The organism is Salipiger marinus, assembly GCF_900100085.1.
Classification (GTDB): Bacteria; Pseudomonadota; Alphaproteobacteria; order Rhodobacterales; family Rhodobacteraceae; genus Salipiger; species Salipiger marinus.
This window is the reverse complement of record NZ_FNEJ01000002.1, coordinates 191,395-213,016: the sequence shown is the minus strand read 5'-3', so window position 1 is coordinate 213,016 and position 21,622 is coordinate 191,395. Positions and strand designations below refer to the sequence as shown.

General features: G+C 66.7%; 23 protein-coding genes and 1 tRNA gene. 13 read left to right on the top strand and 11 right to left on the bottom strand.

The annotated features are described in order from the left end of the window. The first annotated feature begins 1 nt into the window (after position 1). From BLR51_RS02975 to BLR51_RS02950, 6 genes are all read left to right on the top strand, one after another. Positions 2-679 carry an HAD-IA family hydrolase gene (locus BLR51_RS02975; protein ID WP_089843601.1) on the top strand — a complete coding sequence of 226 codons (678 nt, stop codon included), beginning with the start codon at positions 2-4 and terminating at the stop codon, positions 677-679. Then, positions 676-1,389, top strand: a complete 714-nt coding sequence (locus BLR51_RS02970; RefSeq protein WP_089843597.1) for an ATP12 family chaperone protein — start codon at positions 676-678, stop codon at positions 1,387-1,389. Before BLR51_RS02975 ends, BLR51_RS02970 begins: the two co-directional genes overlap by 4 nt. Before the next feature lie 197 nt (positions 1,390-1,586). Beyond that, complete coding sequence (locus BLR51_RS02965) at positions 1,587-2,609, top strand: amino acid ABC transporter substrate-binding protein (RefSeq protein ID WP_089843594.1); 1,023 nt, start codon at positions 1,587-1,589, stop codon at positions 2,607-2,609. A gap of 141 nt (positions 2,610-2,750) precedes the next feature. Then, complete coding sequence (locus BLR51_RS02960) at positions 2,751-3,983, top strand: amino acid ABC transporter permease (protein ID WP_089843590.1); 1,233 nt, start codon at positions 2,751-2,753, stop codon at positions 3,981-3,983. A gap of 1 nt (position 3,984) precedes the next feature. Beyond that, a complete protein-coding gene (locus BLR51_RS02955) occupies positions 3,985-5,301 on the top strand; it encodes an amino acid ABC transporter permease (RefSeq protein ID WP_089843586.1) in 1,317 nt (438 codons plus the stop codon). Between the two features lie 11 nt (positions 5,302-5,312). Then, positions 5,313-6,104, top strand: coding sequence for an amino acid ABC transporter ATP-binding protein (locus BLR51_RS02950; RefSeq protein ID WP_089843581.1), 792 nt, complete (start codon positions 5,313-5,315; stop codon positions 6,102-6,104). Between the two features lie 36 nt (positions 6,105-6,140). On the opposite strand, the gene BLR51_RS02945 is transcribed toward BLR51_RS02950, so the two are convergent. The 10 genes from BLR51_RS02945 to rpmH all read right to left on the bottom strand — a co-directional run bounded on the left by BLR51_RS02945 (position 6,141) and on the right by rpmH (position 14,268). Then, positions 6,141-6,626 carry a SixA phosphatase family protein gene (locus BLR51_RS02945; RefSeq protein WP_089843578.1) on the bottom strand — a complete coding sequence of 162 codons (486 nt, stop codon included), beginning with the start codon at positions 6,624-6,626 and terminating at the stop codon, positions 6,141-6,143. Between the two features lie 6 nt (positions 6,627-6,632). Then, on the bottom strand, positions 6,633-7,526 hold the full coding sequence (gene argB / locus BLR51_RS02940) for an acetylglutamate kinase (RefSeq protein ID WP_089843574.1): 894 nt from the start codon (positions 7,524-7,526) through the stop codon (positions 6,633-6,635). An 81-nt stretch (positions 7,527-7,607) separates the two neighbouring features. Further along, positions 7,608-8,261: a ribosome biogenesis GTP-binding protein YihA/YsxC gene (yihA, locus tag BLR51_RS02935; protein WP_089843569.1), complete on the bottom strand. Its 654-nt coding sequence runs from the start codon at positions 8,259-8,261 to the stop codon at positions 7,608-7,610. Continuing rightward, positions 8,258-9,001: an MOSC domain-containing protein gene (locus tag BLR51_RS02930; RefSeq protein ID WP_089843565.1), complete on the bottom strand. Its 744-nt coding sequence runs from the start codon at positions 8,999-9,001 to the stop codon at positions 8,258-8,260. The genes yihA and BLR51_RS02930 overlap by 4 nt, the downstream gene beginning before the upstream one ends. After that, the gene (yidC, locus tag BLR51_RS02925) at positions 8,998-10,818 is read right to left on the bottom strand and encodes a membrane protein insertase YidC (RefSeq protein WP_089843561.1); all 1,821 of its coding nucleotides are present in this window, start codon (positions 10,816-10,818) and stop codon (positions 8,998-9,000) included. Before yidC ends, BLR51_RS02930 begins: the two co-directional genes overlap by 4 nt. A gap of 143 nt (positions 10,819-10,961) precedes the next feature. Further along, positions 10,962-12,506: an EAL domain-containing protein gene (locus BLR51_RS02920; RefSeq protein ID WP_230795981.1), complete on the bottom strand. Its 1,545-nt coding sequence runs from the start codon at positions 12,504-12,506 to the stop codon at positions 10,962-10,964. 61 nt (positions 12,507-12,567) lie between these two features. Further along, on the bottom strand, positions 12,568-13,437 hold the full coding sequence (gene ttcA / locus BLR51_RS02915; protein ID WP_089843556.1) for a tRNA 2-thiocytidine(32) synthetase TtcA: 870 nt from the start codon (positions 13,435-13,437) through the stop codon (positions 12,568-12,570). Between the two features lie 9 nt (positions 13,438-13,446). Next, positions 13,447-13,668, bottom strand: coding sequence for a membrane protein insertion efficiency factor YidD (gene yidD, locus BLR51_RS02910; RefSeq protein WP_089843553.1), 222 nt, complete (start codon positions 13,666-13,668; stop codon positions 13,447-13,449). Then, on the bottom strand, positions 13,665-14,117 hold the full coding sequence (gene rnpA, locus BLR51_RS02905; RefSeq protein ID WP_089843548.1) for a ribonuclease P protein component: 453 nt from the start codon (positions 14,115-14,117) through the stop codon (positions 13,665-13,667). The genes yidD and rnpA overlap by 4 nt, the downstream gene beginning before the upstream one ends. Positions 14,118-14,133: 16 nt before the next feature. Then, positions 14,134-14,268, bottom strand: a complete 135-nt coding sequence (gene rpmH, locus BLR51_RS02900; RefSeq protein WP_008884025.1) for a 50S ribosomal protein L34 — start codon at positions 14,266-14,268, stop codon at positions 14,134-14,136. Between the two features lie 276 nt (positions 14,269-14,544). Between rpmH and BLR51_RS02895 the strand changes: the two genes are divergently transcribed. From BLR51_RS02895 to BLR51_RS02880, 4 genes are all read left to right on the top strand, one after another. Beyond that, positions 14,545-15,294, top strand: coding sequence for a TVP38/TMEM64 family protein (locus BLR51_RS02895; RefSeq protein ID WP_242656624.1), 750 nt, complete (start codon positions 14,545-14,547; stop codon positions 15,292-15,294). 17 nt (positions 15,295-15,311) lie between these two features. After that, complete coding sequence (locus BLR51_RS02890) at positions 15,312-16,736, top strand: dihydrolipoyl dehydrogenase family protein (protein ID WP_089843544.1); 1,425 nt, start codon at positions 15,312-15,314, stop codon at positions 16,734-16,736. 19 nt (positions 16,737-16,755) lie between these two features. After that, positions 16,756-18,138, top strand: coding sequence for a sensor histidine kinase (locus BLR51_RS02885; protein WP_089843540.1), 1,383 nt, complete (start codon positions 16,756-16,758; stop codon positions 18,136-18,138). Positions 18,139-18,233: 95 nt separating this feature from the next. Then, a tRNA-Arg gene (locus BLR51_RS02880) sits at positions 18,234-18,310 on the top strand. 160 nt (positions 18,311-18,470) lie between these two features. On the opposite strand, the gene BLR51_RS02875 is transcribed toward BLR51_RS02880, so the two are convergent. Beyond that, entirely contained in the window at positions 18,471-19,385 is a 915-nt protein-coding gene (locus BLR51_RS02875; protein ID WP_089843537.1) for a LysR family transcriptional regulator, read from the bottom strand. A gap of 99 nt (positions 19,386-19,484) precedes the next feature. Here BLR51_RS02875 and BLR51_RS02870 point away from each other — a divergent pair, with 99 nt between their 5' ends. From BLR51_RS02870 to BLR51_RS02860, 3 genes are all read left to right on the top strand, one after another. Further along, the gene (locus tag BLR51_RS02870; protein WP_089843532.1) at positions 19,485-19,808 is read left to right on the top strand and encodes a nuclear transport factor 2 family protein; all 324 of its coding nucleotides are present in this window, start codon (positions 19,485-19,487) and stop codon (positions 19,806-19,808) included. After that, positions 19,805-20,584 carry an SDR family oxidoreductase gene (locus BLR51_RS02865; protein WP_089843528.1) on the top strand — a complete coding sequence of 260 codons (780 nt, stop codon included), beginning with the start codon at positions 19,805-19,807 and terminating at the stop codon, positions 20,582-20,584. The genes BLR51_RS02870 and BLR51_RS02865 overlap by 4 nt, the downstream gene beginning before the upstream one ends. A 210-nt stretch (positions 20,585-20,794) precedes the next feature. Further along, a complete protein-coding gene (locus tag BLR51_RS02860) occupies positions 20,795-21,622 on the top strand; it encodes a UDP-2,3-diacylglucosamine diphosphatase (RefSeq protein WP_089843524.1) in 828 nt (275 codons plus the stop codon).

The window sequence follows — 21,622 nt, the reverse complement described above, 5'->3', positions numbered from 1 at the left end:
CATGACGCTGAAGCTGGTGATCTTCGACGTGGACGGCACGCTGGTGGACAGTCAGGCCGATATCGTCGCCTCCATGCAGGCGGGATTTGCCGCCGTGGGCAAGACCGCGCCGCTGCGCGACGAAATCCTTGGCATTGTCGGCCTGTCGCTGCCGCTGGCCGTGGCACGGCTGGCCCCCGAAGAAGACCCGCAGACCCATGTCGTGATGGCCGACGCCTACAAGGCCAGCTACACGGCGCGGCGCGACGCGGCGGGGGAGCACGCCTCCTCGCCGCTTTATCCGCATGTGCGCGAGGTGCTGGAGGCGCTGCACGCGCGCCCCGACTGGCTGCTGGGCATCGCCACCGGCAAATCGCGGCGCGGGCTGAACCGGCTGGTGGACGAACATGACCTGCGGCGGCTTTTCGTCACGCAGCACTGTGCCGACGACCATCCGTCCAAACCCCATCCCGCCATGCTGCAGGCGGCGCTGGCCGATGCGGGCGTGGCGCCCGAGGCGGCGGTGATGGTGGGCGATACCAGCTTCGACATGGAGATGGCGCAGGCGGCAGGCGTGCATGGCATCGGGGTCAGCTGGGGCTATCACCCGCTGGACCGGCTGGGCGCCGCCCGCAGCATGATTGATGACATCCGGGCCCTGCCGGGGCTGCTACAGACCCTCTGGGAGATTGCCGCATGAGCGAATGGGCCCCCCGCCGCTTCTACACTCAGGCCCATGTCGTCGATACCGACGGCGGGTTCATCCTGCATCTGGACGCGCGGCCGCTGCGCACGCCGGGCAAGGCGCCGCTGGTGGTGCCGACCCGCGGGCTGGCCGAGGCCATGGCCGAGGAATGGCAGGCGCAGTCGGAAAAGATCGACCCGCGCACCATGCCCTTTACCCGCACCGCCAACACCGCCATCGACAAGGTGGCGCCGCAGCATGCCGAAGTGGCGGATATGCTGGCCGAATATGGCGACAGCGACCTGCTGTGCTACCGTGCCGAAAGCCCCGCCGATCTGGTGGCCCGGCAGGCGGCGGGCTGGGATCCGCTGCTGGACTGGGCCGAGGCGCAGCTTGGCGCGCGGCTGCATCCGGTCACCGGGCTGATGCACCGCCCGCAGCCCGCCGAGGCGGTGGAGGTGCTGCGCGCGCGCACCCATGCGCTGACCCCGTTCGAACTGGCGGCCTTTCACGATCTGGTGGCGCTCAGCGGCTCGCTGGTGCTGGGATTCGCGGCCACCGTCCCGGACCACTCCGCCGAAGCGATCTGGGCCCTGTCGCGCCTTGATGAAACCTTCCAGCAGGAACTTTGGGGCGAAGACGAAGAGGCGCAGGCCGCCGCAGAGGTGAAACTTCAAGCATTTCTGCACGCTCACCGCTTCTTTGCGCACTGCCGCACTGCCTAATCCTCTCTCTTAAAGGCTCTCCTTGCGTAAGAAGCGGGCAGGCAAAGTCGGTTTTCATGTGAGCATGGCTTGACCTGTTGGCGGGATTCCTCCCAAACTCCGGTTACTGCGGGCAGGATCACTCCTGCCCATGGACAGCGGCCGGGACAGGCCACGGAACCGGCCCATAAGGGGCTGGACAACAGGAAGAGGTTAACATGAAAAGAACCGTAACTCTTGGCGCGCTTGCGGTTGCCGGCCTGACGGCGGCGGGAGCTGCCGGTGCGGCAACTCTCGATGATGTCAAGGCACGGGGCACCCTGAACTGCGGCGTGGCAACCGGCCTGCCGGGTTTTGCCGCTCCGGACGCGAACGGGGTGTGGCAGGGGTTCGACGTGGCGCTGTGCCGCGCTGTGGCCGCCGCCGTTCTGGGCGATCCGATGGCCGTGGAATTTGTGCCGACCACCGGGCAGACCCGCTTTACCGCGCTGGCCTCGGGTGAAATCGACATGCTGGCCCGGAACACCACCTGGACCTTCTCGCGCGATGTGGACCTGAAATTCGAATTCGTCGGCGTGAACTATTACGACGGTCAGGGCTTCATGATCCCGAAAGCGCTTGGCGTTTCTTCGGCCAAGGAACTGGACGGCGCGACCGTCTGCATCCAGACCGGCACCACCACCGAACTGAACCTTGCGGACTTCTTCCGCGTCAACAACCTCAGCTACGAGCCGGTGCCGATCGAAACCAACGCCGAAGCGCAGCAGCAGTATCTGGCTGGCGCCTGCGACGTCTACACCACCGACGCGTCCGGCCTTGCCGCCACCCGCGCCACCTTTGAAGCCCCGGGCGATCACGTCATCCTGCCCGAGATCATCTCCAAAGAGCCGCTCGGCCCGCTTGTCCGCCATGGCGACAGCGAATGGGGCGATGTCGTGCGCTGGACCCTCAACGCGCTCGTCGCGGCCGAGGAATATGGCGTGACCTCTGCCAATATCGGCGAGTTGTCGACGACTGCGGGCGACAATCCCGAAATCAACCGTCTGCTGGGCACCGAAGGTGAACTGGGGGCCATGCTGGGTCTGGATGCCGCATGGGCCAAGAACGCCATCATGGCCGGGGGCAACTATGCCGAAGTGTTCGAAAAGAACATCGGTGAAAACACCCCCATCGGCCTGTCGCGCGGCCTGAACGCGCAGTGGACCGAAGGTGGCCTGCTTTACGCACCGCCCTTCCGCTAAGATCGGATCACGGAAAGGGGCGCGGTTCATCCGCGCCCCTTTCCCCTCAATCAGAGCAATACCAGAGTTTCCGAAGGCGGACAGAGGTCGGGCAAACCCGGCACGGGATCCGGGAAGAACGGAAACCACCGGGGAGAACATATGGCGACCTTGACCGATCCGCCGGAGCATGGCTTCCGGCTGGGCCAGCTTATTTACGATACGCGCTACCGCTCGCTGACGATCCAGGTCGTGGCGATGATCCTGTTGGCGCTGATGATGTCCTGGCTGGTCTCGAACACGATCCAGAACCTTGCGGCGCTGGGGAAGGACATCAATTTCGGCTTCCTCTGGCAGCCATCCGGATATGACATCAACCAGCGGCTGATCTCCTATGACAGTCAGGCGACCCATGGCCGCGCGGCGGTGGTCGGCATCCTGAACACGCTGCTGGTGGCCCTGCTGGGCTGCATCCTGGCCACGATTCTGGGCGTCATCGCAGGGGTGCTGCGGCTGTCGTCCAACTGGATCGTGTCGCGGCTGATGGCGGTCTATGTGGAAGGTTTCCGCAACGTGCCGCTGCTGCTGTGGATCATCCTGATCTTCGCGCTGCTGACCGAAAGCACGCCCGCCCCCAACGCCTTCCGGGGCGACGAGCCCACCTCCTCGATGTTCCTCGATGCGGTGGCGGTGACGAATCGCGGCGTCTATATCCCCGCGCTGCACTTCGCCTCGCCGCTCAGCCAGAATGGCGCGGTGACATGGGGGGTGATCCTGCTGGTTCTGGCCCTGTCGATCTTCGCCATCACGCGGATCAAACGCTGGGCCACCGCCACGCAGGAAGCCACCGGCGTCCGGCCCGCCACATGGCATTACACGCTGGGCCTGCTGATCGTGCCGGTGGGCGCGCTGCTGGTCACCATGGGCGCCTATCTGGACCTGCCCGCGCTGCAGGGCTTCAACTTCGCGGGCGGCACGCATCTGCGCAACTCGCTGATCGCGCTGTGGCTGGCGCTGTCGCTTTACACCGGCGCCTTCATCGCCGAAATCGTGCGCGGCGGCATCCTTGCCATTTCCAAGGGCCAGTCCGAGGCCGCCTTTGCCCTCGGGCTGCGGCCAAGCACCACGATGAACCTCGTGATCCTGCCGCAGGCGCTGCGGGTCATCATCCCGCCGCTGATCTCGCAATATCTGAACCTGACCAAGAACAGCTCGCTGGCCATCGCGGTCGGCTACATGGATGCGCGCTCCACACTGGGCGGCATCACCATCAACCAGACCGGGCGCGAACTTGAAGGCATGCTGCTGCTGGGCCTGTTCTACCTCGTGCTCAGCCTCATCATTTCGGCGGCGATGAACATCTTCAACGCCAGCGTCAAGCTGAAGGAGCGGTGACATGAGCGACACCCACGCACAGACCGCCGCCTTCGTGCGCGACAGCATGATCCAGCAGCAGGATCCCCCCGTCAGCCAGTCCGGCGCGGTGAAATGGGTCCGGGAGAACCTGTTCTCCTCATGGCTCAACATCATCCTGACGCTGGCCTCGCTGTGGTTCATCTGGGCCGCGCTCAGCCACCTGCTGCCATGGATGCTGCGCGGCATCTGGCAGGCGGACAGTCTGGCCCAGTGCCGGGCCATCCGTGACGAGCTTTACGGCCCCGATGTCAGCGCCGCCTGCTGGGCCGTCATCACCGAACGCTGGAACCAGCTGCTGTTCGGCTTCTACCCGCAGGATCTGTACTGGCGTCCGGTGCTGGCCTTCGTGCTGTTCCTCGTGGCCATCGCACCGGTCCTGTTCCAAGGCCTGCCCAAGAAGATGCTGGGCTTTTCCCTGCTTTCGCCCTTCGTGATCTTCTGGCTGATCTGGGGCGGGTCGATCTGGGGGCCGGTGGCCATCGCGCTTGGCTTCGTGGTGGGCTGGGCGGTCACCCGCTATCTGACGCCGGTCATCGGCGTGCTGCCGGGGGTCATTGCGACCATCCTCGCCCCCATCGTCTACTGGCTGCTGGTGGCTGCGCCGCTGGCGGGGCTGCTGCAGGACATCCTGCCGCTGGGAATCACCCCGGTCGGCTCCAAGGACATCGGCGGCTTCATGCTGGCGCTGGTCATCGGCGTGTCGGGCATCGTGCTGTCGCTGCCGCTGGGGATCCTGCTGGCGCTGGGGCGGCAGTCGGACATGTTCCTGATCAACAAGGTCTCGGTCACCTTCATCGAGACGATCCGCGGCGTGCCGCTGATCGTGTGGCTGTTCACCGCCTCCCTGCTGCTGAACTACTTCCTGCCGCCGGGCACGAACTTTGACCTGATGCTGCGGGTCATCATCATGGTGACGCTCTTTGCCTCTGCCTATATCGCCGAGGTGGTGCGCGGCGGTCTCGCGGCCCTGCCCAAGGGGCAATACGAGGCGGCGGGCGCGCTGGGGCTCGATTACTGGAACTCCATGCGGCTGATCATCCTGCCGCAGGCGCTGAAAATCTCCATCCCGGGCATCGTCAACACCTTCATCGGGCTCTTCAAGGACACCACGCTGGTGATGATCATCGGCATGATGGACCCGCTGTTTCTGGCGAACGCGATCCGCGCCACCACCGACTGGAACGGCGTCTACTGGGAGCTTTTCGTCTTCATCGGCCTCTGCTTCTTCGTCTTCTGCTTCAGCATGGGCCGCTATTCCCTGTTTCTAGAAAAAAAGCTCCGCCGTGAGCATCGTTAAGGAGAGCCCGCATGTCTGACCTTGCCCTCGACCGGCAGATCGACCGGAGCCAGATGACCGTCTCCGACGAGGTGGCCATCCAGATCACCAAGATGAACAAGTGGTTCGGCACCTTCCATGTGCTGCGCGACATCGATCTGACCGTCTATCGCGGCGAGCGGATCGTGATTGCCGGGCCTTCGGGCTCTGGCAAGTCGACGATGATCCGCTGCATCAACCGGCTGGAGGAACACCAGTCGGGCACCATCATGGTGGATGGCACCGAACTGTCCTCGGATCTGAAGAACATCGACAAGATCCGGTCCGAAGTCGGGATGTGCTTCCAGCACTTCAACCTGTTCCCGCACCTGACCATTCTGGAAAACTGCACGCTGGCGCCGATCTGGGTCCGCAAGATCCCGAAACGCGAAGCCGAAGCCACGGCGATGCATTTCCTTGAAAAGGTGAAGATCCCCGAACAGGCCCATAAATACCCGGGCCAGCTGTCCGGCGGCCAGCAGCAGCGGGTGGCAATCGCCCGATCGCTCTGCATGAAGCCGCGCATCATGCTGTTCGACGAACCGACCTCGGCGCTTGACCCCGAGATGATCAAGGAGGTTCTCGACACCATGGTGGAGCTGGCGCAGGAGGGCATGACCATGATCTGCGTGACCCACGAGATGGGCTTTGCCCGTCAGGTGGCCAACCGCGTGATCTTCATGGATGCGGGGCAGATCGTCGAACAGAACGAGCCGGAAGCCTTCTTCAACAATCCGCAGCACGAGCGGACCAAGCTGTTCCTGAGCCAGATCCTCGGGCACTGAGCGTGGCACGGCGGGCCTGCGGGCCCGCCGCGTCTTTCAGATCAGGTCGCGCGGCACGATGAACTCCAGCGCCTCGGCCTGTCCCATCCGGGCTTCGGCCCAGCTGTCGATGTCAAGCTGCGCCACCAGCGTGGCCCCGGTAGGGTAGGCGGCAAAGCGCGGATGGCCCGGTGGCCGCGCCACCAGACGCGCCGCAAATTCCGCGATGCCGGGATTATGCCCCAGCATCAGCACCACATCGCCCCGCGCCGTCTGCAGGCTGGACAGCATGACCTCTGGCGCTGCGTGATAAAGCCGGTCCTCGAAACGGGCGGGGGCGTCCAGATCCAGCAGATCCAGCGTTTCCCGCGTGCGCGTCGCGGTGGAACACAGCACCTGATCCGGGCGCAGGTTCTTTTCGCGCAGCCAGCGCCCGATGGCCGCAGCGCTGGCCCGACCGCGCACATTCAGCGGACGGTCATGATCCGCCATGCCAAGGGACCAGTCGGATTTGGCGTGCCGGACCAGAATCAGCCGTTTCATCGTGCCTCAGCTCCGCGCCTTGACGGGGGGCAGGTCGGCACGGCGGATGAGCGAGCCAGCACCATGTTCGGTGAACAGCTCCAGCAGGCAGGCATTGGGCACCCGCCCGTCAAGGATCACCACGGCGCGCACGCCTTCCTCCACCGCCTTCAGCGCGGTTTCGGTCTTGGGGATCATGCCGCCCGCGATGGTGCCGTCAGAGATCATCGCGCGCACATCCTCGGGGGTCATCTGCGTGACCACCTCGCCCTCGGCGTTCTTCACGCCGGAGACATCGGTGAGCAGCAGCAGCCGGTCGGCCTTGAGCGCTGCGGCCAGTGCGCCTGCGGCGGTGTCGCCGTTGACGTTGAAGGTTTCCAGATAATCCATGCCGGTGGCGACAGGGGCCACCACGGGAATGATCCCGGCGGCAAAAAGATCGCGCAGCACCTGCACGTTGCATTCCACCGGGTTGCCGACAAAGCCCAGTTCGGGGTCGTCCGCCTCGCAGACGATCAGATCGTCATCCTTGCCGGACAGGCCGACGGCGCGGCCACCCTCGTCCATGATGGCCTGCACAATGCGCTTGTTGACCAGACCGGTCAGCACCATTTCCACCACTTCGACGGTGGCCTGATCGGTGACCCGCTTGCCGCGCACGAAGCGCGATTCGATATTCAGCCGCTTCAGCATGTCGTTGATCATCGGACCGCCGCCATGCACCACGACCGGGTTCACGCCCACCTGCCGCATCAGCACGATGTCGCGGGCGAATTCGGCCATCGCCTCCTCGTCGCCCATGGCGTTGCCGCCAAATTTCACGACCACCACCGCGCCCGTATAGCGCTGCAGATAGGGCAGGGCTTCGTTCAGAGTGCGGGCGGTGGCGATCCAGTCTCGGTTCATGGTCTGCTTCTTCATCCTGGCTGCATCCTCGGGTGGGGGCTTGAGGCTCTGTCTGGAAAACAACGGGCCGTCACGCAAGAAGTTTCGCGGAAACTCTCAGGCCAGCCCGGCGATGATGGCGCGCAACAGCGGGATGCCGTCGCCCTTTTCCGAACTGGTCAGCACCAGTTCCGGATAGGCGGCGGGGTGTTTGGCGAGCTTGCCGCGCACCTGATCCAGCACCTTGTCCAGCTCGCTGGCCTTCAGCTTGTCGGTCTTGGTCAGCACCGCCTGAAAGGTCACGGCGGAGCGGTCGAGCAGGGTCATGATCTCTTCATCCACCGACTTGATGCCGTGGCGCGCATCGACCAGCACGAAGGCGCGGCGCAGCGAGGCGCGGCCCGACAGATACTGTTTCAGCAGGCGCTGCCATTTCTCCACGATCGCCACCGGCGCATTGGCAAAGCCATAGCCGGGCAGGTCGACGAGGTAATGGCTTTCGGCCAGCGTGAAGAAGTTGATCTCCTGCGTGCGGCCCGGCGTGTTGGAGGCGCGGGCCAGCCCCTTGCGCCCGGTCAGGGCATTGATCAGGCTGGATTTCCCGACATTGGAGCGGCCCGCGAAACAGACCTCGGGCCGGTCATCGGGCGGCAGGCCGTCCATGGCCACCACGCCCTTGAGAAAGGTCACCTCCCCCGCAAAGAGCTTGCGCGCCGCTTCGGTGGCAGCGTCATCGGGAAGTTCAGCCAGAGGAAAGGGCAGGGAAGTCACAGCAGGGTCACCTTGTCGCCGGGGGCGATGGTGCCGCCCCGTATCACTTCGGTCTGCACCGAAAAATCGGTATGGCCCCAGCTTTTCAGCGTGCCAAGCGTATCCGCGTCGCGCAGGCCGGTTTCTGGGTTGGCGGTGGTCGCGGCACAGCGGCCCGTGCGTTCGCGCACCAGCAGCACCGCCTCGCCCAGCTGGACCTCGCGCCCGATCCAGTCGAATTCCGCCCATGCGGGCAGATCCTCGATCCAGAGATTGCCGCGCCAGCGATGGATCGACAGGGGCTGGCCCATCCGCTCTTCGACAGCGCGGTGGCTGGCCATGTTGCACAGCGTCACCGAAGCGAAGGGCGCGTCGGTCATACCGCGCGCCTGCGCCCGCACCAGCCGCGCCGACTGCGCGCGGTCTGCGGGCATCAGGGGGCGCACCCAGTCCAGAAACGCCGCCTGTTCGGTCTCGGGGTCAAAGCTCAGATCGGGCCGGTCGGGGTGGCGCAGGGTGATGCGCCCCGTTCCCTCGTCCAGCGTGGAACTGATCGCCATCAGCTGCGGCGCCTTGGCGCCGCGGCTGAAATTTCCGCAGCGCGCCCAGTCCGTGCCATCAGCCTCGGACAGCTCATGCGCCACGGCCCAGGCCCGGTCCCAGGGCAGGCAGGCGCCTGCCTGCAGCGTCACCCGATCCAGCGCCTCGCGGCCATGGGCCTTGATCGGATGGCGCCAGATCGAGGTGACACGCCCGGTCATTTGCTGTCCGACTTTCCGGCGGTCTTCTTCTTCCGGTTGAAGCTGGACTTGATGTTGCCGAACACGTCCGGCTTGAAGCCCTGACTGCGCATGATGATGTACTGCTGGCTGAAGGTGATGGTGTTGTTGGTGATCCAGTACAGCACCAGCCCCGAGGCGAAGCCGCCCAGCATGAACATGAACACCCACGGCATCCAGGCAAAGATCATCGCCTGCGCCGGATCGGTGGGCGCCGGATTCAGTTTCTGCTGCAGCCACATGGAGATGCCCAGCAGGATCGGCAGGATGCCGATGAACACCAGCGCCAGCGTGCTGGCCGGTTCGGGCGCGGCCCAGGGCAGCAGGCCGAACAGGTTGTAAAGCGAGGTGGGATCGGGCGCCGACAGATCCTGGAACGGGCCGAACCATGGGGCGTGGCGCAGTTCGAACGCCACGAAGATCACCTTGTAGAGCGAGAAGAAGATCGGGATCTGCAGCAGGATCGGCAGGCAGCCCGAGGCGGGATTGACCTTTTCCCGCTTGTAGAGCGCCATCATCTCCTGCTGCATCTTCTGGCGGTCGTCGCCCGCGCGTTCCTTCAGCTTCTCCATCTCCGGCTGGAGTTCCTTCATCTTCGCCATGGAGACGTAGGATTTATAGGCCAGCGGGAAGAGCAGCGCCTTGAGGATGACGGTCAGGGCGATGATCGACCAGCCCATGTTGCCGATCCACTGGTGCAGGTGGTGCAGCACCCAGAAGATGGGTTTGGTCAGGAAGAAGAACCAGCCCCAGTCGATGCTGTCGACAAAGCGGTCGACGCCCGCTTCCTGATAGTCGCGGATGGTTTCCCAGACCTTGGCGCCGGAAAACAGCCGGGTGGAGACCTGCGCGCTGGCGCCGGGTTCCAGGGTCTGGGTCGGCAGCACGATCTCGGTCTGATAGATGTCGCGGCCTTCGTTGTATTTCACCGCCTGACGGTAGCTGGTGCCCGCATCGGGGATCAGCACGGTCATCCAGTAATGTTCGGTGAAGCCGATCCAGCCGTTTTCGGCGACCTGCATGACCTCGGCCCGCGCGCCCTCGGCGGGCACCACGTCCAGATCGCGGATGTTCTTGTATTTGGTCTCTTCCAGCTTGCCGTCGCTCATGGCGATGGCGCCTTCGTGCAGCACGAAGAAATTCTTCAGATCCGCAGGTTCGCCATGACGGGCAAGGATGCCGTAGGGCGCCGCGGCAAGCGTGGTGTCAGAGGTGTTTTCCATCGCCTGCGTGACGCGGAACATGAAATTCTCGTCAACCGCGAAGGTGCGGCGGAAGATCAGGCCCGAAGGGCTGTCCCAGCGCAGGGTGACGGGGCTGTCCACACGCAGCGTGTCGCCCTGTTCCAGCTGCCATTCGGTGTTGGGGCCGGGCACGTCCTCGGGGCCAAGGCCGGCGCCGGGGGCCCAGCCGTAAACGGCGTAATAGGGATTTGCGCTGCCGACCGGGTCCAGCACCTGCACATTGGGCGAGCCGGGATCCATCGTGACGTTGTAATCGCGCAGGTTCAGCACGTCGAGCCGGCCACCGGTCAGCGCGATGGAGCCGTCCAGCCGCGGCGTGTCGATGGGCACGCGGACGGTTTCAATCGCCGCCTCGGGGGCGGCGGTGCCGGGAGCCGCACCGGGGGTCGCGCCGGGCACGCTGACCGCAGCGGGCGCATCGGCGGTCTGCTCCGTCGCCGGGGCCGTGGCCTGATCCACCGCCGTTTCCGGGGGCGGAAACAGGAGGAACCAGACGAGGATCACCACGAAGCTCAGCGCGGTTGCGATAAGCAGGTTCTTGTTCTGATTGTCCATGCGAGGCCGCCACCAGTCCTTTGGAAAGTCAGTGCCGGGTTCAACAGCCCGCACCCCCAAAGGTCAAGCCGATTCATGGGAAGATCCGCTAAAGTGACCGTTGCGGGCAAGGATGCCGCGCCTGCGGGGGTGGGATGCGGCGCCTAGCCGGTGGCGCGGCCAAGGTTGGGCGCCTCCGCGATGCGGCGGGCATGGGCCCGGGCCCAGTCCGCCAGCGCCGCCGCGGCCATGGGGCGGGCGACCCCGAAGCCCTGCACATGATCGCAGCCAAGCTGCGCCAGCAGCGCGTGTTCGCCAAGCCCTTCGACCCCTTCGCCCAGAGTCTGCAGGTTCAGCCGTTCGGCCAGACCAAGGATGGCGGCCATCATGCGCTGCTGGTCCTCGTCGCGGTCCACCCGCGACACGAAGCTGCGGTCGATCTTCAGCCGGTTGACCGGAAAGCGGCGCAGCGCGGTGATCGAGGCGTGGCCGGTGCCAAAATCGTCAAGGTCGATCTGGCAGCCCAGCCGGGACAGGCCCATGATATTGCGGGCAACCACGCCTTCGGGACAATCGGCGATCACGGTTTCCAGCACCTCCACCCCCAGCCGTGCGGGGGGCAGGCCGAAGCGGTCCAGTTCCCAGCGGATGCGGTCCAGCAGATGCGGGTTGCGCAGTTCGGCGGCGGAGAAATTCACGCTGACGCGGGGGATGTCGAGGCCCTGATCGTCCCAGCCGCGCAGCGCGGTCAGGCTGTGCTGCAGGATCACCTCTCCCAGACGGTCCATCTGGCCCGCCGCTTCCAGGGCGGGCAGGAACTGCCCCGGCGGCACGATGCCCCGCTCCGGATGGATCCAGCGGGCCAGCGCCTCCACGCCGCTGATGCGCCCGGTGGAGGTGCAGAGCTGCGGCTGGAACCATGGCTGGATCTGGCCCTTGGCCAGCGCCCGGTCGACCTCGTGCAGCAGCGACTGCCGGGCGGAGCGTTCGGCGCGCATGGTTTCCGTCCAGGCGCGAATCGCCGAGGGGCCATTGGCCAGCGCTTCGGTCAGGGCGATCTGCGCCGCCTCGATCAGCCGGGCGCCGCTGGCCCCGTCCTTGAGCCGGTTCATGCCGCAGAAGCCGATGGCGACAGAGATGTAATGCACGCCGGTGGCGGTTTCGGCGGGTTCTTCCAGCCCGCGCTGCATCCGGTCGGCCAGCGCCAGCAGCGCCTCCAGATCCAGCCGCAGCGACGGGCCGAACAGCACCATGAAGCGCGAATCGCCGGTACGCACCGCAATGTCATCCCGGCGCAGCAGCCCCCGCAGCCGGGTCAGCAGCAGGTCGCGCAGCTCTTCGGCGGTTTCGCTGCCCGCACGGCGGGCGACGGTTTCCAGTCCCTCCGCCTCCAGCATCAGGCAGCCGGTGGCCAGACTGGCGGCGCGAGCGCGCAGCAGCATCTGGTCGGCCATGTCCTGTGCCATGGCGGCATCGGCAAGGCCGGGCAGGATGCTGCGGGGTTCGACGGGGTGCAGCGCGTCGCCGCGCCGCCCGAGGGTCAGATAGAGCAGGGGCAGCAGCAGCGCGACGGTCAGCAGCCCCGCCTCTCCGCCCAGCCAGAACCCGGCCAGCGACAGCGCGGGCAGAAAGGCCAGCATATGCGGCCCGTGGAGCCATTTCAGCAGCCGCCGCCGCAGCGGAGTCAGCAGTTCTGCGAGGTGCGGCATGGTGACCCCCTGCATGTGTCCCGTCATCGAACAGGACTAGAACAGCAGAGTGACCCGGAGCTTAACGCAGATCGGGAATATCGTTCGGAGTTTTCTCAGAAAGATCGCGCTGCAGCCCGAGGAAGTCGAAAATCTTCGGATCCAGCATGTGCGAGGGGCGGATATTGGTCAGCGCGCGGAACATCACCTGCCGCCGTCCGGGAGAGTTTTTCTCCCACCCGTCAAGGATTTGCTTCACCTGCTGGCGCTGCAGCCCGTCCTGACTGCCGCAGAGGTCGCAGGGGATGATGGGATATTGCATGGCTCGGGCGAATTTTTCGCAATCGGCCTCGGCGACATGGGCCAGCGGGCGGTAAAGGAACAGGTCGCCCTCCTCGTTCACCAGTTTCGGCGGCATGGTGGCCAGCCGTCCGCCGTGAAAGAGGTTCATGAAGAACGTCTCGAGGATGTCGTCGCGGTGATGGCCCAGCACCACGGCAGAGCAGCCTTCCTCGCGCGCGATGCGATAGAGGTTGCCGCGCCGCAGCCGCGAACAGAGCGCGCAATAGGTCCGGCCCTGCGGCACCTTGTCCACCACGATGGAATAGGTGTCCTGATATTCGATCCGGTGCGGCACGCCCATGCGCTGCAGGAACTCCGGCAGCACCGTCGCGGGAAAGCCGGGCTGGCCCTGATCCAGATTGCAGGCCAGCAGATCCACCGGCAGCAGGCCGCGCCATTTCAGTTCATAGAGAATCGCCAGCAGGGTGTAGCTGTCCTTGCCGCCCGACAGGCAGACCAGCCAGCGCGCGCCCGGTTCCACCATGCCATACTGTTCCACCGCCTCGCGCACGTTCTGCACGATGCGCTTGCGCAGCTTCTTGAATTCCGTGGTCTTGGGCGCGCCGTAGAACAGCGGGTGGATGTCGGTGGCGTCGTCATCATCGAACATGGGGCTACCTCAGTCGGGGACGTTGTCGATGCCGGACCCGCCCAGAGGGTGGCAGCGCAGGATGCGGCGCAGCGCGAGCCAGCTTCCGCGCAGCGCGCCATGCTTGTCCAGCGCCTCCAGCGCATAGGCGGAACAGGTCGGCTGATAGCGACAGCCATGCCCGACCCAAGGCGAAAACACCAGCCGGTAGGCATGCACGGGCAGGGCGGCAAGGCGCGCCAGCGGGGTCATGGACCCGGCTTGTGCAGCTTGCGCAGGGCAAAGGCCACATCGCCCTGCATCAGCAGGAAATCGCGCTCGGCAGTGGCGCCGGCGCGTCCGATCAGCACGTAATCCCAGCCGGGACGGCCAAGGCCGGGCAGCACCAGCCGCGCCACTTCGCGCAGCCGCCGTTTTGCCCGGTTGCGCGCCACCGCGTTGCCCACCTTCTTGGAACAGGTGAAGCCTACGCGGATCGCGGGCGATCCGTCGTCGCGGAACCGCGCCTGCACCAGCATCGACGCCACGGGCATCCGCCGCGCCCGAGCCGCCGCCAGAAAATCAGCGCGTTTGCGCAGGATCTCCAGCGGTGTCACCAAGGGGCGCTCCGGGTCCGGGGTCGTGGGCAGGCCAAGCGGAAAGGCCGCCCGGGTGCTGCCCGAAGCGGCCTTCGCGGATGGATGGGGGCCTCGCTCCGCCATGGGCAGAGCGCGCGGCTCAGGCGCTGAGCCGCTTGCGGCCGCGCGCCCGGCGGGCGTTCAGGACCGCGCGACCACCTTTGGTGGCCATGCGGGCGCGGAAGCCGTGGCGGCGCTTGCGAACAAGGTTCGAAGGCTGAAAGGTGCGTTTCATCGCGCTCTTCTCCGTCTGATCGGGTCTCCGAGGGAGACCGCGGTGTCTTCGTGTCTACAGGGATGCCTGAACCGCATGATCCGTCTCCGGCCATCCTGTGCAGGCGGGCCCGAAGCGGAATCGCCGGGCCCGATGTCATTCGAGGACTGGGCTATAGGGAGACGGGCGCCGCATGTCAAACCTCTTCGGGGCGGGGGCGGCAACATTCTTGGCCAAGATGGCGGTTTTGGCCATGCCGCGATCAAGCTCGCGTGAGGGGGCTCGCGCAGAAGTCGGATGCGGCGCATCCTGCGCGGCATGAGCCAGACCGTTTCCTCGTCGCGGGCGCTGCTGCGGCATCTGCCGCTGGTCCTGATCGCCGTGGGGGCGGTCACGGGCGCCGTGCTGCTGCGCGACCAGATCAGCTTTGACACCCTGCGCACGCATCGCGACGGGCTGCTGGCGCTGCGCGATGCCAATTACCCGCTGGTCGTGGCGGGGTTTCTGGCAGCCTATGTGCTGATGGTGGCGTTTTCGCTGCCCGGCGCCTCGGTCGCGTCGGTGACGGGCGGGTTTCTGTTCGGGCTGGCGGCGGGCACGGCGCTGAACGTCACGGCGGCCACGATTGGCGCGGTGCTGATCTTTGTCGCGGCGCGGGCCGGGCTGGGGCGGGCGCTGGCGGCGCGGATTTCAGCCTCTGACGGCACGCTGGCGCGGCTGAAGGCCCGGCTGGCGGAAAACGAGGTCAGCGTGCTGCTGCTGCTGCGCCTGCTGCCGGTGGTGCCGTTTTTCGTGGCGAATCTGCTGCCTGCGCTGGTGGGGGTGCGGCTGCGCAATTTTGCATGGACCACGGCGGTGGGCATCGTGCCGGGCGCGCTGGTCTTCACCTCGATTGGCGTGGGGGTGGGCGCCGTGTTCGACCGGGGCGAGACGCCGGATCTGTCGATCCTGTGGTCGCCCGCGGTGCTGGGGCCGGTGCTGGGGCTTGCCCTGCTGGCGGCACTGCCCATGTTGATCAGGATGATCCGCGGACGCGGACAGGTGTAAGGCAGGCAGGAGCAGGCATGACAGGCCACAGGATGGAGACCGATCTGCTGGTGATCGGCGCGGGCTCTGGCGGGCTTTCGGTTGCGGCCGGGGCGGCGCAGATGGGCGCGCGCGTGGTGCTGCTGGAACGCGGGCTGATGGGCGGCGACTGCCTGAATTTCGGCTGCGTGCCGTCCAAGGCGCTGATCGCCGCCGCCGACCGGGCTCATGCGCCGGTGGGGGCGGACATGTTCGGTGTGATCCTGCCGCCCGCGCGGATCGACTGGGCCGGGCTGCGCGCGCATATCCGCGACAGCATCGCCCGGATCGAGCCGATGGACAGTCAGGAACGGTTCGAGGGGCTGGGCGTCACCGTGCTGCGCCATTCGGGGCGGTTCCTGTCGCCGGACGAGGTGCAGGCGGGGCCGCATGTGATCCGCGCCCGCCGCATCGTGCTGGCCACCGGGTCAAAGCCGCTGATCCCGCCGCTGCCGGGGCTGGAGACGGTGCCCTACCTTACCAATGAAACGCTGTGGGATCTGGACCGGCTGCCCGAGCATCTGCTGATTCTGGGCGGCGGGCCGATCGGGCTGGAAATGGCGCAAGCCTTCCGCCGTCTGGGCAGCCGCGTCACGGTGGTGGAGGCCAAGCGCGCGCTGGCCCGCGAGGATGGCGAGATGGCGGCGGTCGTGCTGGACGCGCTGCGCGGCGATGGCGTGACGCTGCTGGAAGGGCAGGCGGTGACCGAGGTGTCGGCGCAGGACGACGGCGTGGCGCTGCGGCTGGCGGACGGGCGGCAGGTGGCGGGCTCGCATCTGCTGGTGGCGACGGGGCGGCGCCCCGCGCTGGAGGGGCTGGATCTGGACCGCGCAGGGATCGAGACCGGGCCGCAGGGCATCCGCACCGATGCGCGGCTGCGCAGCACCAACCGCCGCGTCTATGCGGTGGGCGATGTGGCGGGGCAGGGGCAGTTCACCCATCTGGCGGGCTATCACGCGGGCATCGTGCTGCGCGCGGTGCTGTTCGGCCTGCCCGCCCGGGTGCGGCCCGACATCGTGCCGCGCGCCACCTATACCCGCCCCGAACTGGCGCAGGTCGGCCTGACCGAGGCGCAGGCCCGTCTGCGCTATGGCACGGCGCTGGAGGTGATCCGCGAGCCGCTGCATCACAATGACCGCGCCATCGCCGGGCGCCAGACCACCGGGCTGCTGAAGCTGATGGTGCATCGGGGCCGTCCGGTGGGCGTGTCCATCGCGGGCGCGCAGGCCGGAGAGCTGATCGGGCTCTGGGCGCTGGCGCTGTCCGCGCGGCTGAAGATCGGCCAGGTCGCGGGCATGGTCGCGCCCTATCCCACGCTGACAGAGCTTAACAAACGCGCGGCAGGAACCTATTTCGCTCCTCGATTGTTCCAGTCCCGTGTGGTCAAATCAGCCACACGACTGGTGCAACGCATGCTGCCCTGAAGGTCCAAGACGCATCCAGATGTTCAATTCGCTGTCCGGCCGCTTCCTGATCCTCACAATGGTCTTTGTGATGCTGGCCGAAGTGCTGATCTTTGTGCCCTCGGTCGCGCGGTTCCGCGCGGATTTTCTGCTCGACCGGCTGGAACGGGCGCAGATCGCCTCGCTGGCGCTGCTGGCCGATGCCATGATCGACCCCGATCTGGAACGGGAGCTTCTGGAAAACGCGGGCGTCTATAACGTGGTGCTGCAGCGCGACGCCACGCGCGAACTGGTGCTGTCCTCGCCGCTGCCCGGCTCTGTCGATGTCACCTATGATCTGCGGCAGGACGGGCCTTTCACGCTGATGAAGGACGCGATGGTGCGGCTGGCCGATCCGGGGCCGCGGCTGATCCGGGTGCTGGGCTATCCGCAGCAGGATGGCGGCGAGCTGATCGAGGTCACGATGGAAAGCGCGCCGCTGCGCGAGGCGCTGCTGGATTATGGCCTGCGGGTGCTGGTGCTGTCGGCCTTCATCTCTCTGGTGGCGGCGCTGCTGCTGTTTCTGGCGGTGCAGCGCCTGCTGGTGCGCCCGATCAAAAGCGTGGTGGGCCATATGCAGCGCTATGCCGAGGCGCCGGAGGACATGCGGCGCATAATCTCGCCCACGTCGCGCGTGCGCGAACTGCGCGAGGCGGAGGAGGCGCTGCAGTCCATGCAGACCCAGCTGTCGCAGTCGCTGCGGCAGAAGGAACGGCTGGCCCAGCTGGGCGGGGCCGTGGCGCGGGTCAGCCATGACCTGCGCAACATCCTGACCTCGGCGCAGCTTTTTACCGACCGTATCGAGATGTCCGAGGATCCGGCGGTCAAGCGCATGGCGCCGAAGCTGGTGGGCTCCATCACCCGTGCCGTGTCCCTGTGCGAAAGCACGCTGGCCTTCGGCAAGGCCGAAGAGCCGACGCCGGTGCTGACCCAGTTCAACCTTGCGGAGCTGGTCAACGAGGTGCTGGAGGCGGAGCGGCTGGCCATCGGCGACCATGATCTGTCGCTGTCCGAGGATATCCCCGCCACGCTGCAGATTCGCGGCGATCCCGAACAGATCTACCGCGCCATCGCCAATCTGGTGCGCAACGCGCGGCAGGCGATTCTGGGCTCGGGGCAGAGCGGCGAGATCTCGGTCGCCGCGCGGGTCGAGGAAGACGCATGGGTGATCGACGTGACCGATACCGGGCCCGGCCTGCCGCTGAAGGCGCGCGAACATCTGTTCCAGCCGTTTCAGGGCGGCGCGCGCAAGGGGGGCGCGGGGCTGGGTCTGGCCATCGTGACGGAGCTTGTGCGCAATCATGGCGGCACGCTGCGCCTGCTGGACACCGGCGAGACCGGCACCAGCTTTGAAATCCGCCTGCCCATGGGCGATGTGGGATAAATGCAGAAGCTGCCGCAAGGGCAGGCAGCTTCTTTCAAAAAACCTTCAGATTGTCTCTTGCATCCCCTCCGCACTGAGTCTATCCCCGCCCTCACGGACCGATAGCTCAGCTGGATAGAGTACTTGACTACGAATCAAGGGGTCGGGGGTTCGAATCCTCCTCGGTCCGCCACCTTCCTCCAGGAAGGTGGCGGGAATAAACGGGAAAGCCCGTCTGATCGATAGTCAGGCAGATTTCCCAAACATCCAGCACACTTATTCCCTCCTTTCATTCAGCCGTCCATCCGCCGCGCCGGTGCTCCGCGCGGCTTTTTGCTGTCTGGCCTTCCGGATCAGCTGCGGGGCTGGCGCTGCTGCGACGTGACCTCGCGCGCCAGCGCGAGAAAGGCCGCGACCCCGGCAGAGGGATGGCGCCGACCGGGATAATAGAGGCAAAGCTCCGACCGCGGCGGCGTCCAGTCCTCCAGACAGCGGATCATCCGCCCGGCGGCCAGATCGTCCGCCACGCTCTGCTCTAGGAAAATCCCGATTCCCGCCCCCTCCAGCACGGCGCGCCGCGCCACGCCGGCCTCGTCCAGCGTCAGCCGACCGGGCACGTCGACCAGCACCGTTTCGCCCTGCCGTTCGAAATGCCAGCGGAACAGCGCCCCGTTGGGCAGGCGCGCCCGCAGGCAGGCATGGGATTTGAGATCGGCGGGATTCTGCGGCGGCGGGTGACGGGCGAAGTAGTCGGGCGAGGCCACCACGGCATAGCGCTGCGGATGCCCGAGCGAGAGGGCGATCATGTCGCTGGGCACCAGATCGCGCACCCTGACCCCAAGGTCGAAATTTTCCGCCACGATGTCGACAAGCCGCTCGTCCGTGGCCAGATCGACCTGCATCTTGGGATAGCGGCGCAGGAACTCCAGCACCAGACCGGAGAGGATCTGCTGCCCGGCCAAGGCCGAGGCATTGATGCGGACCATGCCCGAGGGCGTTTCGGCCTGCGACCGCGCTTCCTCCATCGCGGTGCCGATGTCCGACAGCGCGGGGCCGATCCGGTCCACGAACTGCCGCCCCGCTTCGGTCAGGGCCACGCTGCGCGTCGTGCGGTTGAAGAGGCGCACCCCCAGCCCGGATTCCAGCTGCGCGATGGCGTGGGACAGCGCCGTGCTGGACATGTCCAGATCCAGCGCCGCCGCCCGGAACGAACCGTTGCGCGCGATGGCCAGCACGGCCTCCAGATCTTTCAGCCCGACGCCCCGCATTATCCCGGTTCCCTCATCAGCGCATGCCGCTTTGTCCCTCTAATCGGGATGCCGGGCAAGGGGTAGATAGGGAGGGCAACCAAGACAAGGAGTGGACCAATGAACCTTCCCGAGCCGATTCAGAGCTATTTCGAGGCCGATGCGCGCGGTGATGGCGCGGCGCTGGCCCAGACCTTTGCCGCCGATGCCATCGTCCATGACGAAGGCAAGACCCATCAGGGGCCGGAGGCGATCCGTGCGTGGTGGCAGAAGGCCAAGGCCGACTATGCCGCCACCGCCACCCCGCTGGAGCAGAGCGTCACCGAGGGCGGGTCGGTGGTCCGCGCCGAAGTCACCGGCACCTTTCCGGGCAGCCCTGCGGTCCTGACCTTCACCTTTGCGCTGGCGGGCGACCGGATCTCGCGGCTGGAGATTCGCGGATGAGCGGCTTTCTCGACCTGACCGGGGCGCGGGCGCTGGTCACCGGCGGCACGCAGGGCGCCGGGGCGGCCACCGTGGCGCTGCTGCGCGAGCTTGGCGCGACCGTGCTGACCACGGCGCGGACGCTGCCGGAGGGGGTTGATCCGGCGCTGTTCGTGGCCGCCGACCTGACCACCCCCGAAGGCTGCGCCAGTGTCGCGCAGGCCGTCCATGACCGGCTGGGCGAGATCGACATCGTGGTGCACATGCTGGGCGGATCCTCTGCCCCGGGTGGCGGCCATGCCGCGCTGACCGACGAGATCTGGCACCGCGAACTGGATCTGAACCTGTTCCCGGCGGTCAGGCTGGACCGCGCCCTGCTGCCCGGGATGGTGGCGCGGGGGCGGGGGGTGGTGATCCACGTCACCTCGATCCAGAGCGTGCTGCCCCTGCCGGAAGCCACCACCGCCTATGCGGCGGCCAAGGCGGCGCTGTCCACCTACAGCAAGAGCCTGTCGAAAGAGGTGGCCCCGAAAGGCGTCCGCGTGGTCCGGGTCTCTCCGGGCTGGATCGAGACCGATGCCTCGGTCCGGCTGGCCGAGCGGCTGGCTGCCGAGGCGGGCACCGATTACGAGGGCGGCAAGGCTCTGATCATGCAGTCGCTGGGGGGCATTCCGCTTGGCCGCCCGTCCAGCCCCGAGAACGTCGCGAGCCTCATCGCCTTTCTGGTCTCTGACCGCGCGCCCACGATCAGCGGCGCGGAATACACCATCGACGGCGGCACGGTGCCGACGGTGTGATGCAGGGCCCCGCGCCGGGCGGGGCGTTTCCTTTTGCGCGGGCGTGCGGGGTGGATGCCCCGCGCGCCCTTTCGGCGGTCCTGTGGCTGCGAAAATCTTGCCGCAGTGCGGAACCAACGGACAAGGCTTCGCGTTTCTCGCCAGATATCGTCACATGCACGATACACGAAGCCGCGATAACGCGGGCGCATAACGAAGGAAGAGGCCCGGATGCCATCCCGTTCCGTTGGCAGGAATGCCCCCAAATCGTATCGCAGTCTCTTCATCTCGGACCTTCATCTGGGCGCGCGGGCCTGCCGGGTCGGACCGGTTCAGGAATTTCTGCGCGGGGTCGAGGCCGAGACGATCTATCTGGTGGGGGACATCTTCGACCTGTGGCATGGCGGGCGCCTGCACTGGACCCCGCGTCATGATGCAGTGCTGGGCGATCTGCGCGCGCGCGCGGCCCGTGGCACGCGGGTGGTCTATCTGCCCGGCAACCACGATGCGGCGATGCGCACCCCCGGCGCCCGGGTCGAGGGCTGGGAGATCTGCGAGGCCGCCCTGCACCGCGCCGCCGATGGCCGCAGCTATCTGGTGCTGCATGGCGACCAGTGCGATCCGCGCTTCCTGCGCTGGCATCTGATGACCCGGCTGGGCAGCCGCATCGACGCCAGCATGCGGCAGGTGGATGGCTGGATGCGCCGCCGCGCCGGGCTCACCGACTGGGAACGCAGCTTCATCGACCGGATCTATGCGTGGTCTTACAACATGCTGGCCATGGGCGACGGGTTCGAAACCAAGCTGACCAAGCTCGCCGAGGCGGCAGGCGCCACCGGGGTGATCTGCGGCCATTCCCACAAGCCGGGCGTGCGCACGCATGGCCAGATGACCTATGCCAATTGCGGCGACTGGGTCGACAGCCTGACCGCGCTGGTCGAGGATTTTGACGGGCGCCTGCAGCTTCTGGCCTATGAGCGGGTGCCGGTTCCGGCAAGCCGCCCCAGCAGCGGCACCTCTGCCGAAGGGGGCGCACTGGCCGGGGGGGCTGCGACGTGA

Excerpts from the sequence above, each read along its gene's own strand:
- BLR51_RS02870 (WP_089843532.1), top strand. The coding sequence starts at position 19,485 with ATGAACCTTCCCGAGCCGATTCAGAGCTATTTCGAGGCCGATGCGCGC.
- BLR51_RS02920 (WP_230795981.1), bottom strand. The coding sequence starts at position 12,506 with ATGCCGCACCTCGCAGAACTGCTGACTCCGCTGCGGCGGCGGCTGCTG.
- BLR51_RS02945 (WP_089843578.1), bottom strand. The coding sequence starts at position 6,626 with ATGAAACGGCTGATTCTGGTCCGGCACGCCAAATCCGACTGGTCCCTT.
- yidC (WP_089843561.1), bottom strand. The coding sequence starts at position 10,818 with ATGGACAATCAGAACAAGAACCTGCTTATCGCAACCGCGCTGAGCTTC.
- rpmH (WP_008884025.1), bottom strand. The coding sequence starts at position 14,268 with ATGAAACGCACCTTTCAGCCTTCGAACCTTGTTCGCAAGCGCCGCCAC.
- BLR51_RS02865 (WP_089843528.1), top strand. The coding sequence starts at position 19,805 with ATGAGCGGCTTTCTCGACCTGACCGGGGCGCGGGCGCTGGTCACCGGC.
- BLR51_RS02885 (WP_089843540.1), top strand. The coding sequence starts at position 16,756 with ATGTTCAATTCGCTGTCCGGCCGCTTCCTGATCCTCACAATGGTCTTT.
- BLR51_RS02970 (WP_089843597.1), top strand. The coding sequence starts at position 676 with ATGAGCGAATGGGCCCCCCGCCGCTTCTACACTCAGGCCCATGTCGTC.
- argB (WP_089843574.1), bottom strand. The coding sequence starts at position 7,526 with ATGAAGAAGCAGACCATGAACCGAGACTGGATCGCCACCGCCCGCACT.
- yidD (WP_089843553.1), bottom strand. The coding sequence starts at position 13,668 with ATGACCCCGCTGGCGCGCCTTGCCGCCCTGCCCGTGCATGCCTACCGG.
- BLR51_RS02965 (WP_089843594.1), top strand. The coding sequence starts at position 1,587 with ATGAAAAGAACCGTAACTCTTGGCGCGCTTGCGGTTGCCGGCCTGACG.
- BLR51_RS02860 (WP_089843524.1), top strand. The coding sequence starts at position 20,795 with ATGCCATCCCGTTCCGTTGGCAGGAATGCCCCCAAATCGTATCGCAGT.
- BLR51_RS02975 (WP_089843601.1), top strand. The coding sequence starts at position 2 with ATGACGCTGAAGCTGGTGATCTTCGACGTGGACGGCACGCTGGTGGAC.
- rnpA (WP_089843548.1), bottom strand. The coding sequence starts at position 14,117 with ATGGCGGAGCGAGGCCCCCATCCATCCGCGAAGGCCGCTTCGGGCAGC.
- BLR51_RS02875 (WP_089843537.1), bottom strand. The coding sequence starts at position 19,385 with ATGCGGGGCGTCGGGCTGAAAGATCTGGAGGCCGTGCTGGCCATCGCG.
- BLR51_RS02955 (WP_089843586.1), top strand. The coding sequence starts at position 3,985 with ATGAGCGACACCCACGCACAGACCGCCGCCTTCGTGCGCGACAGCATG.
- BLR51_RS02890 (WP_089843544.1), top strand. The coding sequence starts at position 15,312 with ATGACAGGCCACAGGATGGAGACCGATCTGCTGGTGATCGGCGCGGGC.
- BLR51_RS02950 (WP_089843581.1), top strand. The coding sequence starts at position 5,313 with ATGTCTGACCTTGCCCTCGACCGGCAGATCGACCGGAGCCAGATGACC.
- BLR51_RS02960 (WP_089843590.1), top strand. The coding sequence starts at position 2,751 with ATGGCGACCTTGACCGATCCGCCGGAGCATGGCTTCCGGCTGGGCCAG.
- ttcA (WP_089843556.1), bottom strand. The coding sequence starts at position 13,437 with ATGTTCGATGATGACGACGCCACCGACATCCACCCGCTGTTCTACGGC.
- BLR51_RS02895 (WP_242656624.1), top strand. The coding sequence starts at position 14,545 with ATGCGGCGCATCCTGCGCGGCATGAGCCAGACCGTTTCCTCGTCGCGG.
- BLR51_RS02930 (WP_089843565.1), bottom strand. The coding sequence starts at position 9,001 with ATGACCGGGCGTGTCACCTCGATCTGGCGCCATCCGATCAAGGCCCAT.